This is a genomic window from Streptomyces sp. NPDC054841 (assembly GCF_053611045.1).
On the sequence record NZ_JBSGZO010000244.1, the window covers coordinates 1 to 12,764 of the forward strand.

Annotated in this window: 15 protein-coding genes and 1 pseudogene; 9 read left to right on the top strand and 7 right to left on the bottom strand. The window is 69.1% G+C overall.

The window, feature by feature from the left end; translation table 11 throughout:
- Positions 1-325 precede the first annotated feature (325 nt).
- A complete protein-coding gene (locus ACWGI8_RS27245; protein WP_453664789.1) occupies positions 326-973 on the top strand; it encodes an FMN-dependent NADH-azoreductase in 648 nt (215 codons plus the stop codon).
- Between the two features lie 312 nt (positions 974-1,285).
- Here ACWGI8_RS27245 and ACWGI8_RS27250 read toward each other — a convergent pair.
- A pseudogene (locus ACWGI8_RS27250) lies at positions 1,286-1,642 on the bottom strand (hypothetical protein); the annotation flags it as partial.
- Positions 1,643-1,735: 93 nt separating this feature from the next.
- On the opposite strand from ACWGI8_RS27250, the gene ACWGI8_RS27255 reads away from it, so the two are divergent.
- Together ACWGI8_RS27255 and ACWGI8_RS27260 are read left to right on the top strand one after the other, a co-directional pair.
- On the top strand, positions 1,736-2,335 hold the full coding sequence (locus ACWGI8_RS27255; RefSeq protein WP_453664812.1) for a YceI family protein: 600 nt from the start codon (positions 1,736-1,738) through the stop codon (positions 2,333-2,335).
- A 284-nt stretch (positions 2,336-2,619) separates the two neighbouring features.
- Positions 2,620-2,826 carry a hypothetical protein gene (locus tag ACWGI8_RS27260; RefSeq protein ID WP_453664790.1) on the top strand — a complete coding sequence of 69 codons (207 nt, stop codon included), beginning with the start codon at positions 2,620-2,622 and terminating at the stop codon, positions 2,824-2,826.
- Positions 2,827-2,977: 151 nt separating this feature from the next.
- On the opposite strand, the gene ACWGI8_RS27265 is transcribed toward ACWGI8_RS27260, so the two are convergent.
- Entirely contained in the window at positions 2,978-3,286 is a 309-nt protein-coding gene (locus ACWGI8_RS27265) for a hypothetical protein (RefSeq protein WP_453664792.1), read from the bottom strand.
- Between the two features lie 288 nt (positions 3,287-3,574).
- Positions 3,575-4,234 (bottom strand): hypothetical protein, encoded by a 660-nt coding sequence (locus tag ACWGI8_RS27270; protein WP_453664794.1) that lies wholly within the window; start codon positions 4,232-4,234, stop codon positions 3,575-3,577.
- Positions 4,235-4,398: 164 nt separating this feature from the next.
- Between ACWGI8_RS27270 and ACWGI8_RS27275 the strand changes: the two genes are divergently transcribed.
- Positions 4,399-5,070, top strand: coding sequence for a HEAT repeat domain-containing protein (locus tag ACWGI8_RS27275; protein ID WP_453664796.1), 672 nt, complete (start codon positions 4,399-4,401; stop codon positions 5,068-5,070).
- A 3-nt stretch (positions 5,071-5,073) separates the two neighbouring features.
- Positions 5,074-6,078, top strand: coding sequence for a MerR family transcriptional regulator (locus ACWGI8_RS27280; RefSeq protein ID WP_453664798.1), 1,005 nt, complete (start codon positions 5,074-5,076; stop codon positions 6,076-6,078).
- 339 nt (positions 6,079-6,417) lie between these two features.
- Here the strand turns inward: ACWGI8_RS27280 and msrA are convergent, their stop codons facing one another.
- Together msrA and ACWGI8_RS27290 are read right to left on the bottom strand one after the other, a co-directional pair.
- Positions 6,418-6,930, bottom strand: coding sequence for a peptide-methionine (S)-S-oxide reductase MsrA (msrA, locus tag ACWGI8_RS27285; protein WP_033323708.1), 513 nt, complete (start codon positions 6,928-6,930; stop codon positions 6,418-6,420).
- A gap of 616 nt (positions 6,931-7,546) precedes the next feature.
- Entirely contained in the window at positions 7,547-7,834 is a 288-nt protein-coding gene (locus ACWGI8_RS27290) for a putative quinol monooxygenase (protein WP_453664799.1), read from the bottom strand.
- 99 nt (positions 7,835-7,933) lie between these two features.
- On the opposite strand from ACWGI8_RS27290, the gene ACWGI8_RS27295 reads away from it, so the two are divergent.
- The 3 genes from ACWGI8_RS27295 to ACWGI8_RS27305 all read left to right on the top strand — a co-directional run bounded on the left by ACWGI8_RS27295 (position 7,934) and on the right by ACWGI8_RS27305 (position 10,775).
- Positions 7,934-8,506 (top strand): TetR/AcrR family transcriptional regulator, encoded by a 573-nt coding sequence (locus ACWGI8_RS27295; protein ID WP_453664801.1) that lies wholly within the window; start codon positions 7,934-7,936, stop codon positions 8,504-8,506.
- 349 nt (positions 8,507-8,855) lie between these two features.
- The gene (locus ACWGI8_RS27300) at positions 8,856-9,449 is read left to right on the top strand and encodes a DUF4291 domain-containing protein (protein ID WP_453664803.1); all 594 of its coding nucleotides are present in this window, start codon (positions 8,856-8,858) and stop codon (positions 9,447-9,449) included.
- Between the two features lie 219 nt (positions 9,450-9,668).
- Complete coding sequence (locus ACWGI8_RS27305; RefSeq protein ID WP_453664805.1) at positions 9,669-10,775, top strand: serine hydrolase domain-containing protein; 1,107 nt, start codon at positions 9,669-9,671, stop codon at positions 10,773-10,775.
- 222 nt (positions 10,776-10,997) lie between these two features.
- Here ACWGI8_RS27305 and ACWGI8_RS27310 read toward each other — a convergent pair whose 3' ends face one another.
- Both ACWGI8_RS27310 and ACWGI8_RS27315 read right to left on the bottom strand, forming a co-directional pair.
- Positions 10,998-11,231, bottom strand: coding sequence for a helix-turn-helix domain-containing protein (locus ACWGI8_RS27310; RefSeq protein ID WP_453664807.1), 234 nt, complete (start codon positions 11,229-11,231; stop codon positions 10,998-11,000).
- Entirely contained in the window at positions 11,231-11,815 is a 585-nt protein-coding gene (locus ACWGI8_RS27315) for a DUF2975 domain-containing protein (RefSeq protein ID WP_453664808.1), read from the bottom strand. Before ACWGI8_RS27315 ends, ACWGI8_RS27310 begins: the two co-directional genes overlap by 1 nt.
- 441 nt (positions 11,816-12,256) lie before the next feature.
- On the opposite strand from ACWGI8_RS27315, the gene ACWGI8_RS27320 reads away from it, so the two are divergent.
- On the top strand, positions 12,257-12,703 hold the full coding sequence (locus ACWGI8_RS27320) for a DUF4259 domain-containing protein (RefSeq protein ID WP_453664810.1): 447 nt from the start codon (positions 12,257-12,259) through the stop codon (positions 12,701-12,703).
- Positions 12,704-12,764 lie beyond the last annotated feature (61 nt).

Consider the following 12,764-nt stretch of genomic DNA (forward strand, 5'->3'; position numbering starts at 1 on the left):
GCCGGGGACGGGTATCCGCCCTCGGCCCCCCTTCCCGGACGCCCGCGGCCTCCCGGTCCGGACTTGACCCGGCGGCGGTCCGGTCCAGCAGGTGCTTCGCCCCTGGGGCCGAACGGAGGGGCAAAGCCTGGCGGCAGCGTTCCCCCGCCCCGCCCGCCCGGACGCCATGGACCCCGGGCCCGGCCGGACGCCGGCGCCGGTCGAGGCGGTAGCGGGTCCGGTCGGGGCCGGACTGGCCGAGGCAGGTTTCGCCGAGACCGGACGCCAAGCCTATTGATGACGAAGCTGCCGAGATAACCGCAGCTACTACCGAAAGAGCATTGAGATGCCCACGCTGCTGCACATCGACTCGTCCGCGCTCGCCGAGGGCTCCGTCTCCCGCGAGGTCTCCGCGACCTTCCGCGAGGCATGGCAGGCGGAGAACCCGGACGGCACGGTGATCTACCGCGACCTGGGCGCCGAGCCCGTCGCTCACCTGACCGCCCCCGGGATCACGGCCGCGTTCGTGCCCGCCGAGCAGCGCACCTCCGAGCAGCAGGCCGCGTACGAGCTGCGGGAGATGCTGATCGGCGAGTTGGAGCGGGCCGACGCTGTGGTCATCGGCACGCCGATGTACAACTTCACTATTCCCTCCGGCCTCAAGTCCTGGCTCGACCAGGTGATCGTGATGGGCCGCACTGCGGGCGAACAGCCCTCCGCGGCCGGCACCCCGGTGACCGTGGTCTCGGCACGCGGCGGCGCCTATGGCCCGGGCACGCCGCGCGAGAGCTTCGAGTTCGTCACGACGTACCTGGAGAAGGTCCTGACCGGCATGCTCGGGCTGACCGTCGACTTCGTCGTCCCCGAGTTCACCCTGGCGCGCGTCAACCCGGCGCTGGCCGACTTCATCGGGGCCGCGGACGCCTCCAAGGCGCGGGCCCACGAGGAGGCCGCCGCCCTCGCCAAGGCGGCCACCACTCGCACGGCGGCCTGACCCTCGGCCGTCCTGCGTCCCCCCGAAGCGCCGTCCGCCGAGAGCCCGAGTGGGTGTCATAACGCTCGAGTACAACGCTGTGGCACCTCCCGGCACTCGCATCATCACCGCCGCCACCATGGCCCAGCTGGGCGAGGCCGTACGCAAGGCGACGCTCGCGCTCGCCGACGCGGGCGGCTGGAGCGACCCGAAGGCGGTGGCCGAGCCGTACGGGCCCGCCGCCGCTTGGCGCAGGGACTTGCCGGGCAGGGCGGGGAAGGTGAGCGTGTTGCGGGCGCCGGTCTCGTCCAGGGCGGGGCTGCCCTTCGTCTGCGCGGCGTACGGCTTGTCGTTGAGCGTCACCTCGGGGAGCGGCTCGGTGTTCCCGAGCAGCCGGGCGCCGGTGGCCCTGTCTGTGTACGAGGGGACGCGCGGGAAGTCCTCGGCGACGGTGACCGGGAGCCGGCCGGAGGTGATCACGGACGGGCCGTCCGCGGAGGCCTCGGCTGCGGCTGGCAGCGCGGGCCCTGCAGGGCGAATACGACGGAGGAGGCGGCAGCGAGCGCGCGAGCCGCACGGATTCTTCGGGACACGGGGACTGCGCAGCGGCGTCGCCTTGACCTGGTCAGCGGAGAGGCGGCCCAGGGGCCGCGGCAGTCCAGGAACCCTCTTGCGGAATCCCAAGCCCACGAGTGATTGAAGCTTGAACGGAATTTCTCTACGGTGAATTTAGTTGAAAGTAGAACAATCTCGATGGAATCCCCCACCCCCAAGGAGCCGGCCATGGGCCTCTTCAACCGCAAGAACAACACCGCCACCGCCACCCTTGAGGTCAACCCGGCGCTCACCGCGCTGACCGGCACGTACACCATCGACCCGGCACACAGCAGCATCGGCTTCACCGTGCGTCACGCGATGGTCACCAACGTCCGCGGCGCCTTCGGTGACCACGAGGGCACGCTGAAGCTGGACGGGTCCGACCCGGCCCGCTCCTCCGCCGTCATCGACGTCAAGATCGGCAGTGTCGACACCGGCATCGCGGACCGCGACGCCCACCTGCGCAGCGGCGACTTCTTCGACGCCGAGCAGTTCCCGCTGATGTCCTTCCGCTCCACCGGCGCCGAGGCCCTGGGCGGTGACAAGTACCGCATCAACGGTGACCTGACGATCAAGGACGTCACGCGCCCGCTCTCCATCGACCTGGAGTTCAACGGCTCCGCCACCGACCCGTACGGCCAGCAGCGCGTCGGCTTCGAGGGCGGCGCCGAGATCCTGCGCTCCGACTGGGGCCTGACCTGGAACGCCGCGCTCGAGGCCGGCGGTGTCATGGTCAGCGACAAGGTCAAGCTGAACTTCGACATCTCCGCGATCAAGTCCGCGTGATCGCTCGACCCACACAGAGGCCGGTGAACTGAGGCGGCGAAGGACGGCTCTGCTGCCTGCGCGCCGGCCATCGCCCGGCGCGCAGGCGTCGACCGCACCTTCCTCCACCGTCACCGCGACCTGCTCGGCCAAGTCCACGCGCAGGCCGCTGAGCCGGTCACCGTCCCCGGCGGGCGGGGCCCGGCCATCAGCCGGGCATCATTGCAGCCGACCTCGCGGCCGCCGACGCCCGTACCGCCCGCCTGGCCGCACGCGCCCGCCGCCTCGAACAACGTCTCAGCCAGGTGCTGGGCGAGCAGGCCTGGCGCGAGTCCGGCGTCGGTGGCCCCGACGACACCGAACAGCGCAAGGCCAGAATCACCACGCTGGAGCAGCAAATCGTCGACCTGGAACTGAAGTTGCAAGAGCAAGACGACGACCTCGCAGCCGCCCGCTCGGCCAACCGGGAGCTCATGGCCCAGCTCAACCGCGGCTCCGACAGACCCGGGTGAACTCGGTTCGCCGTCACAGGGTGAATCTCGACGCAGCCATCGTGCACAACAGGTGTTGCACCAGCTACAGTCGTCATGACCGCTTCTGAGCTGCGTGAATCCCTACCGCACGCTCGTGGCGCCCCGGAGAAAGGTCGGCGACTTCGACGCCTCAGGCGCCGACATCGAGCGCGACTGGGTGGCCCGCACCGACTGCTGAAGCCACGTGCAGCGCGTCCTGCTCACCCACGACCAGGTGCGCGAGCACGAGCTGCCCGCAGCCACGGGGAAGGCCGGCGAACCGCGTTGGCCAGGGTTCGCCAGCCGACACGAGCTCGACCCCGGCCAGCCGGTGCAGTGGGAAGTCGAGGCGCTCGATCCGACCGAGCTTCAGCGCCTGGTCCTCGCCGCCGTCACCCCGTACGTCGACCAAGCCGTACTCGGCGACCGCATCGCGGAGGAGGAGCGGCAACGGAGGCAACTCAGGACCTTCACCGATGGGTGGCCCAACCGTCCGCCGGGACGTAGCGGTGACTCCCAAACTCATGGAGATTGATCAAGCGAGGGGGCTACGCAGCGCCTCCCGAAGCCGTCGACAATCGACTCCCGTTCTCGCGTACAAAGCCAGACGGGCATCGCTGCGGCTCCCATGGATGACTGACCGAGTGCCGGTGTCCGTGTCCGGTGATCGCCGCATCGGCGAGTTCAGCTTCAGGGAGCACTCGGAGCTGATGCGAACATGGCCCGGCGTGTACGGGCTGGACGGTTCCTACGCCGGCTGGATACGTGTGGCGTCATCGGTTCCGTCAGCTGCTGGGCTGACGAACACAGCCAGGTAGCGGAACTCCCCGCCCGCTCCGCCCTGCTCGGAGTACGTCTCCCAGCTGAGTGGGTACGTGCCTCGCAGACTGCAGGTGTTCGGCTCATACGTTCCCTCGGCCCAGAGCAGTGTCCCGGTGAGCTCCCGCTCGTGGTGAATCCTGAAGTCGTGATCCCGAGTACGTCGGCGGCCGGGACCTGGCGGGGTCCACAAGGACGCTTCGTTGGTCAGCATGAGTGCGAGACCGTTCTGGTCGGACCGACGACAGAAGCGCTCCAGCCTCGCTATGTCCCGAACGAAATTCAGGCGGGCAAGGTCGGTGGCAGCATGCGCCCTCAAGGCGTACTCCTCGACCGGGGTGCCGACGGTGCCGGTCCAGCCTCGGGTGAAGTACTTGAACTCGACCGCTGTACGAGTCTCGGGTCCGAGACACAGCAGATCCAGATACTCCGTTCTGTCCGACAGCCGCTGCGGCACTTCGAGTCTTGAGTGCACCTCCGGCGCCATCTCCCAAAGCACCTGGGCGAAGCTGTGCTGGAGGTCCGCTTCGGAGTGGAAGACCGGCCTCTGCCGGCACAGCTTCGCCATGATCTCGTCCAGTGAGATCATTCCGGCAACGGTTGCAGCACAGCCCACCGGTTCCATGGTCACGACGCCATTCAAGTCGTCCCCCGGGTGAGCCCTCAAGGCCGGCGAAGGTGCGAAGTCGCCCGGTGAGCCTTGACCTTGACACAGTGACAAGGCCTTCACTGCTTGCCGAGGAGGTGGTCTCGATGACCATGACGAGACAGGACGCGGATGCGATACGAGCGCTCCGGGGCCTGGAGGACGGCCGTTCGTCCGTGCGACTGCGGGCGGCTCTGGCGGTCGGCACGACGCCGGATCCGCGCTTCGTCGACAAGCTCATCGAACGATGCGCGATCGAGCCCGAGTTCTTCGTCCGCGAAATGCTGACCTGGGCGCTCACCCGCCACCCGGTGTCCATGACACTCCCCGAGCTGCTCCGCGAAGTCCGCTCGGAGCATGCGCAGGCACGGAGCCAGGCGCTGCACACACTGTCCAAGATCGGGGACCGGCAGGCGTGGCCGGCGATCACACGGGCGCTCCTGTCCGACGCCGACGACGAAGTGGCGCGGAGCGCCTGGCGAGCCGTGGTCGTGCTCGTGCCGGAAGGCGAGGAGTCCGGGTTGGCCGCGGTGCTGGCGACGCAGCTCGGGCGCGGTGAGCGGGAGACGCAGCTGAGTCTCAGCCGGGCGCTGGTCGCGCTGGGTGAGGTCGTTCTGCCGGCTCTGCGTGCTGCCATGACGGCCCCTGACCGGCGCGTGCGCACGCACGCGCTCGCCACGGAACGGCTGCTGCGCGACCCGGACACCGGATTCGAGTTCGCGATCGAGGAGGCGAAGCGCATCGTGGCCCTCGGCGGGTCCGGCCAGGAGGGACGATAGGAAGTGTTGATCGGTGAGGTGGCGCGACGGTCCGGGGTCAGTGCCCGCATGCTCAGGCATTACGAGTCGCTCGGCCTGATGCGGCCTTCGGGTCGTACGGGCTCCGGCTACCGGGAGTACTCCGGCGAGGACATCCGGCGGGTCTTCCACATCGAGAGCCTGCGGTCGCTGGGGCTGTCGCTGCGTGAGATCGGGCGCGCGCTCGACGATCCCGGCTTCACGCCCTCGGCGCTCGTCGACGACCTCATCCGTCAGACGCGCGAACGCATCGCGGCCGAGACCGAGCTGCTCACGCGGCTGCGCCGGATCGATGCTGCGGAACCCGCCGGCTGGGAGGACGTCCTCCAGGTCGTCGCGTTCCTCCAGGCACTGGGGTCGAAGAGCGCTGCCGCGCGCCAGCGCGCGGCCCTTTCCTCGGTCGACGAGGTTCCCGTGCCGGTGGAGGCTCTGGTCGAGGCGGTACTGGGAGAGACGGAGCCGAACGTCGCCGGAGCCCTTCGATGGGCGCTGGCGCGATCGGGCGACGGCGGCACGGCACTGCTGGCGGAGGGCCTCGGCTCACCGGTGGCCGCGGTGCGGGAACGTGCCGTTCAGTCCCTGGCCGAGATGCCCGGTGGTGAGGCCACCGCCCGGCTGCGGGACGCCCTCGCGAACCCCGATGCCGTGGTCCGCGGCCATGCGGCTCTGGCGCTCGGGACGCGTGGAGTGGCCGATGCGGTGCCGACGCTCATCGACATGATCGTGGAGGGAAGGAACGACACCGATGCAGCCGATGCACTGAGCATGCTGGCGAGCGACACCACGACGGCGGATCAGATCGCCACCAGGCTCGTCGACCGCCTCGCCCACGACACCACCGAAGCGCCTGCGCGCGTATGGCTGACCCAGGCGCTGGCGGACATCCCGGGCACCACGGCGTCCCGTGCCCTCGTGGACCTGTCGCATGACGGGAACCGTGCCGTTGCGCTGACTGCGGCGTACCTTCTTCAGCTACGCGACGCACGGTGACGGATCTCTCCTGGGGTGCCGCGTACGCGGCCCGCGGGGTGAGGGCCGCGGACTTGTCACCGTCTGCCGAAGAGGGACGGTGGACGGGCAGCGGCACCCACCCCATCCGGCGGGCCGACCGCGACGCTCAGCCGAGCCGATTCGGGCGCTGAAGGGCAATCCGCGACGCTCAGCCGAGCGACGGGCGCCAAGCCAGGTGACTTGCCCCCGACCGTGTCCCACTGCCCGCAGCCTTCACCGACAGCGGGGCACCGCCGGCCCCGCAGAGGCAAGCGCGGCCCGGCTGCGGAGCCTGTGCCGGTCAGCCTCCGCTCCGCCTTCCGCCGGGCCGCCTCGCGGTCAGCCCTCGGCGCGGGCGGGCAGCCGCCATCCCGGGCGCGGGAAGTGGCAGGTGTAGCCGTCCGGGTAACGCTGCAGGTAATCCTGATGCTCGGGCTCGGCCTCCCAGAAGGGGCCGACCGGCTCCACCTCAGTGACGACCTTGCCCGGCCACAGGCCGGAGGCGTCCACATCCGCGATCGTGTCCTCGGCGATCCGCTTCTGCTCGTCATCCACGTAATAGATCGCCGAGCGGTAGCTGAGGCCGATGTCGTTGCCCTGGCGGTTCTTTGTGCTCGGGTCGTGGATCTGGAAGAAGAACTCCAGGATCGCGCGGAAGTCGGTCTTCGCGGGGTCGAAAAGGATCTCAATGGCCTCCGCGTGCGTGCCATGGTTACGGTACGTCGCGTTCGGCACGTCACCCCCGGTGTATCCCACCCGGGTCGCCGTCACGCCCGGAAGTCGGCGGATCAGCTCCTCCATCCCCCAGAAGCATCCGCCCGCCAGCACGGCTCTCTGCGTCTGCGCAGCCATTGCTGCCCTCCAATATCTGTCAGCTCGCTCACTCGGGCTGCTCGGCTCGCACACCACCGGCATCCCATGCCCGCCCTCCTCAACGCGCGAGGGATCCAGGCGATTCCGTGCCCGTCCGACCGGCCCTGTGGTCGCCAGTCACCGGCCACGTCGAGAAGCGCACCGACCTGTTGCCCACCCCCACGCCGACAAGGCCGCAGAACACTCAACCGTCGCTGCCGGGGTGAGTCACACGGATCACAGACCCGCCGAGACGGGGGTCTGGCTGCGTCGCGAGCGCGGGGTGGACATCGATTCGTCGTGGCTGTCGGTGCTGCTGAGCCGGGATGGTTCCGCTGGAACGCACCCGCGACAGCCTCCGGTACAGGGCCGCCCCGGCCCTCCTGGCAGCCGCGTGGGAGCGGCTGGAGGGCTTACGGCTTACGGCTGAGGGCCAAAGCCGACAAGGGGGACCTGTACCAGAACCACAAGCCACGCACTCAAGGCCGCGTAGCCGTTGCCGCAGCTCGACCTGCTGCTCAGGCGTCAAACTCCACCGTTCACCGTCAGAATCTTCGGCATCACCGCCACTCTCGCCAAAGCTCCTGCGCCAACGGGGAGTTGACCTCACCAAGATCTAGCGCGACACAAGGAAGTGGACCTCGCGGGGCCTGACCTCCAGGTCGCTCAGGCCGTCGGGCGTCGCGCCCATCTCGCGGCCGACTTCGGCCGCCGCCAGGAATGCCTCCTCGGACTCGAAAGCGCCGGTGGTGACGACGGCGCCGCCGTCCGGCGTGACCCAGACCCCGACGGACAGAAAACCCGGCTGCCGCCGCGTCGCCTCGGCGACCTTGTGGCACTCGCCGACGAACTCCTCGACGTGCTCGGCAGCCGGGTAGTGGAAGGCAACGAAACCGAATGACATGACGTGTCCCCTCTCGGGTTATACGATGCCGTACAAGGTGAGACTAGACCTGTTGTACGGGGCCGTACAACAGGTCTGACTGGGTGAGGTGGGTCACAGATGGGCGCATTGCGCACACCGCGCGAGAAGTGGGTCGAGGAGGGGCTTCGGGCGCTGGCCGCAGGCGGAGTGGACGCGGTGCGGGTCGAGGCGCTCGCCAAGGCGCTGGGGGTGACCAAGGGGGGCTTCTACGGCTACTTCGCCGACCGTGACGCACTGCTGACCGAGATGCTGGACGCCTGGGAGCGCGAAAGCGTGGACGACGTAGTGGACCGGGTCGAGCGGGAGGGCGGCGACGCACGGGACAAGGTCCGCCTGGCCGGACAGCTCACCTTCTCCAGCGATCGCCTGCTCCCCATCGACCTGGCCATCCGCGAATGGGCCCGCCGTGACCACACCGTCGCCGACCGCCTGCGCCGCGTGGACAACAAGCGCATTCAGCTGGCCCGCGACGCGATCAGCACCTTCTGCGCCGACCCCGACGAGGTCGAGGCTCGCGCCGTGCTTGCCTTCTGCGCGGCCATCGGCAGCCACTTCCTCGCCGCCGACCACCCCGGCGGTACCCGCGCCCCGGTCATCGCCCGCGCCGCCGACATCATCCTCGACGTCCCGCATGGCAACCCTGGTGCATGATCCCTTCCCAGGCCCCTGGCAGCCGCCGAGAACGCCGGGGTGCTCATGATGTGCCAGCCGGGTGAGGCGGTGAAGCGCGCTGCTGAACCCTCGCCGTTCGGCGGATGCCGAGAAGGATCAGCACTTGACTTCATCGAGACCGCTCAGGTGACCCGTTCGAGACGAACTGGGGGCGTCGTGCCCGACGGGTATCGCTCCGGCGCCGGAGGCCACGGACAAGTGGGCCGTAGTTATTGAAGAGCCGTGGCACCGGCAATCCGCACGGTGCTGCGGCCGGCGCTCTCCGCCGCAGTGAACGGCAGGCGAAAATCAGTGGCCGCCTGAACCGGCCGACCCCACGCTGTACGCCATGGAAGAACCGCAACGCAGGATCCGTGCGGCCTACTCGGAATCCACGATCACCGTCTACCAGGCGTACTCCCCGGAAATCGGCCTGCCCGCCGTCCGCGACGGCCGCTTCCCCGCCGCGTGGAAGCGGGACAGGATGACATGGATCAAGCCGTCGTTCCTGTGGATGATGTACCGCTGCGGCTGGGGCGCCAAGGCAGGGCAGGAGACCGTTCTGGCTGTCGAGATCACCCGCGACGGCTTCGAGTGGGCGCTGCGCCAGGCGTGTCTGTCGAGCTACGCCCGCGGACTCCACCCCGACCGCGCAACCTGGCAGCGTCAGTTGAAGCGCGCGCCCACCCGCGTGCAGTGGGACCCCGAGCGGGACCTTCACCTGCAACCCCTGCCGTACCGGTCCTTGCAACTCGGCCTCTCCGGTGAGGCCGCACGACGCTACGCGGACGAGTGGACGGTCGCCATCCGCGACGTAACCCCACTCGCCCACGAGATCCGAGCCCTCGTCAGCAGCGGGGACCTGGCCTCCGCCGCCCGACTGCTGCCCCCGGAACGCCCCTATCCCGTTGGAGACGAGCTTCTTGCCCACCTACGTGGATGACGGGCTGCTCCACTCGACAGCCGGCACCGGCCCATGGGTCACATGGCAGCACAGGCTCGCCGGCACGGGCGTCAAGCCAAGTACCCCGTTCGAGACGAACTGGGGAGCGTCTGCCCGACCGGCATCGCCCCTGCGCCGGAAGCCACTGAGGGACAGTCGCCCCTGGCGGGCCGGGAATTCGGTTGCCTCGCGTCACCCCAAGCTGGCTAGATTCTCCGCATGGCAGACATTCAGGGCTCATACGATGATCTGTTCACTGCCGTGCCCAGCGCGCTGGCGGCATTGCTGGACGAGGGAGACGCCGGTGGCTCGGTGGCCGTCTTCGTGGACGGCCGGCCGGTGGTGGATGTCTGGGGCGGATTCACCGACGCCGACCGTACGATCCCGTGGCAGCGCGACACGATCGTCAACGTCTGGTCCGTCACCAAGACGATGACCGCGCTGTGCGCGCTGGTTCTCGCCGACCGTGGCGAACTCGACCTGGCCGCGCCGGTCGCCCGGTACTGGCCGGAGTTCGCCGCGGCGGGCAAAGAGAAGGTGCTGGTACGCCACCTGCTCGCGCACACGGCCGGTTTGCCCGACTGGGACGGGCCGGTGGCGGAGCTGTACGACTGGACGTCCGCCACGGCACGACTGGCAGCGCAGGCTCCGCAATGGGAGCCGGGCAGCGAGGCCGGATACCACTCGCTCACCCAGGGATTCCTCGTGGGCGAAGTCGTACGCCGCATCACCGGCCGGACCCTGGGCACGTTCTTCGCCGACGAGGTTGCCGGCCCGCTGGGCGCGGACTTCCACATCGGCCTGACCGCCGAGCACGACCACCGGGTGGCGCTCACGATCCCGCCACAGTCCCGGGACGACGGCTACGCCGCGAGTGCCCCCGCCAACGGCGCGACTCCCGCCGCCGGGACCCCGATACGGGTCCACGACGGGAACAGCGTGGCCTGGCGCCGTGCGCAAATCCCTGCGGCGAACGGGCTCGGCAACGCCCGCTCGGTCGCCCTCGTCCAGTCCGTGATGGCCTGCGGAGGATCGGTGCGGGGGACGCCGCTGCTGTCGCAAGCGGGTTGTGATCGTGCCCGGGAGGAGCAGTTCCACGGCGATGACCGCGTCCTGGGCATGCCGATGCGCTGGGGTCTGGGCTACGGACTCTTCGGCAACACCTACGGGTGGGGCGGTTGGGGCGGCTCACTGGTCATGATCGATCCTGACGCCCGTATGGCAGTGGCGTACGTGACACATCAGATGCGCGAACCGGCGGACGACAATCGGGGACTGGAGATCGTCACGGCCGCGTATGACGGGCTCACGGGTCTGCGCGCCTGAACCCACGGGTCATATGGCAGCACAGGCTCGCCGGGACGGGCGTCTCCTGCCCGATCGGCGTCGCGAAGGCCGATGGCTGAGGCGCTGCCTTCGGACGTCGCCGCAACACTGACCGCGCTGCTCACCGGCACCGACCCAGTGAGCAGCGCGCTCCGCGCCCAGATATGGGGCGCTGAGGAACGGCCTGGCCATTCCCCGGTGGACGCCGCTGGGGATGACTGGCTAGGCCGGCCCGGCGGGGTCGTGGGTGATCAGGTCTCCCGGCTGGCACCCGAGGACATCGCAGATTCTCGACAGGGTCGAGAAGCGGATGGCCTTGGCCCGCCCGTTCTTGAGCACGGACAGGTTGACGACGGTGATGTCCACTCGCGCGGACAGTTCGGTGAGCGTCATGCCGCGCTCGGCAAGGAGCCGGTCGAGGTGGATCCGGATCGCATGCGGTTCCTCATCGGGCATCAGATGGTCCCTTCGAGGTCCTCTCGCATCCGCACACCCTCGCGCATGATCTTCCCCATGATCACTGCGGCGAGGCCGGCGAGGACGAGCACCTGCGGACCGGAGACCGTGAGCCCAGAACCCGCGACCGGCGCCATGCTCTCGACGAGCCAGGACTGCGACCAGCCGACGACGAGGCCGGCCAGCGGCGTGCCCACGGCGACGAACCAGCCGAGAACGGAGAGCCGTTGCGACACCGCATCGGTGAACGGCCCCTTCAGCAGGACGGCCTTGAGCAGCCGGGAGAAGAGCAACAGCGCGAGGGAACCGAACAGCAGCCAAGGCAGTTCGCCCCCGAGGTCGGCAGCGCGCTGCCCCACGGAGGGACTGTCCTGGCAGAGGCGCGCGGCACTGCTGGACGCTTCCACGCCCTTGCCGACCGGCAGGTTGTCCGCCAGTGAGGCATTGCGCCAGAAGTCCGTCTGCACGCAGACGGCCCCGTCGTCGAGCATGTGCGTGCCCCCCGTGCCGATGAAGGCGAGCCCGGACAGCACCGCCAGCGCAAAGGTCACCGAGGCCAGGGTCCTCGTGAGTCGCGTGTTCACCGCATCCCTTCCCATCGATTATCGATATGCCCAACCTAGAGCAGCATATCGATAATCGACAAGTCCATGGCCGCCGACGAGGCCGCCCCCGGCGCACCGAGAGGTCGGCTTCCACCTCCCCCATGCCTTCCTCGCCTCGCCTGTGACATCGCCGGACGGGACAACCGGGCCCTGGAACTCACCTCAACGCGGCTCCGCGCACACCCGAACCGGCATCGGCTCGCTCCGAAGATCCGACTCACCGCGATCGCTCCACGGAACCTGAGCCAGAACCACTCGGGTCCCGTCGAAGGTCATGTCAACCGGATCAGGATGCTCAAGCGCCAGACGTTCGGCCGGGCCGGCTTCGACCTGCAGCGCAAACGGGTCCTGCTTGCCTCGTGATCCGCTGTCGGTGGCAGATGCGACGATCCCCGAGTCAGCATCTGGAAGGAGAACATCATGGGCACCTGGGGAGTCGGCCCCTTCGACAACGACACCGCTGCCGATTTCGCCGGCGACCTGGACGAGGCGGCCGCGGAAGAACGCGCACCCTTGATCCGCACTGCCCTCGAACGTGCTGCCAACTCTGCAGACCAGGCAGACCAGTTGGACACGCCCGACGCCGAGCGAGCCGTGGCCGCGGTGGCCCTGGTCGTCGCACAGCATCCGGACGGCGAGCCGACGTGTTCGAACTACGGACCATCGGAACCGATGCCGGAGTTCCCCGAGGAACTCCGAGCGCTTGCCATCGACGCTCTGGACCAGGTGGTCGCCGAGACGTCCGAGGTTGCCGAGCTGTGGGACGAAACCCCGGACGGACCGAAATGGCGTCAGGACATCGCCCGCCTCCGCAACGTCCTCGACCCTCCGATCCCGCCGCAAGAAGAAGCCCTCTTCGAGATCTGAGTGATAACCCACGGTCACGGCCCACAGAAAGTGGGCCAGAACCCCTTCTCGGGTTCTGGCC